Raw genomic sequence first — 546 nt, 5'->3', positions numbered from 1 at the left:
TTAAGTCTGCAATTCCCTGGTAATCTAGGAATTCACAGGCTTTTTCTATTAAATCTAGTGTAGCGCCGTTCAGGAAGCTTGCCTCGCGGCGTCTTCACGCTCCATTTCGGCGGCCCTATAGACGACGGAGGGTACGGCGTCGGCGTCCGATTTGAACTTCGTACGGATGGCCCGGGCAAGCTGATTTCGGTCGCAGAAAACCGGAGGACATTCGAGCCCAGCGGCAGCCAGTACGGCGGCCGTATCGCTGATGGAGGTGCGGTGCCGGATGGCGAGCTCCTCAATCGTCAACTTATCGCTGTCGCGGTATAGCCCGCTCTCCTCGCCGGCGCGAATGTAGAGCCATTCCTCGGACTCTCCCGAATGGACGGCGATGACTTTGGCATCCTCCATGCCCTCGATGATCCGGTTGATGGGAAGCGGGCTCTCCATTCCGCGAAGTCGCCGCGCCAATAGCCGAAGGACGATCAAAGAGAGCACGCAAACGAGGATGTGCCCGCGAATCCGGAGGGGCGTGCGCAGGAACATCGGGCGCAGGTTGAGGTT

At 59.2% G+C, this 546-nt stretch carries 1 protein-coding gene; it reads right to left on the bottom strand.

Going from position 1 to position 546, the window contains the following annotated elements; translation table 11 throughout:
• Positions 1-69 precede the first annotated feature (69 nt).
• Positions 70-546, bottom strand: a 477-nt coding sequence (locus HMPREF9440_RS02810) for a hypothetical protein (protein WP_008541303.1), incomplete at its 5' end; no start/stop codon positions are given.

Origin of the sequence: Sutterella parvirubra YIT 11816, assembly GCF_000250875.1 — a bacterium.
Classification (GTDB): domain Bacteria; phylum Pseudomonadota; class Gammaproteobacteria; order Burkholderiales; family Burkholderiaceae_F; genus Sutterella; species Sutterella parvirubra.
The sequence above is the reverse complement of the archived record's forward strand: the minus strand, read 5'-3'. Positions and strand labels throughout refer to the sequence as shown.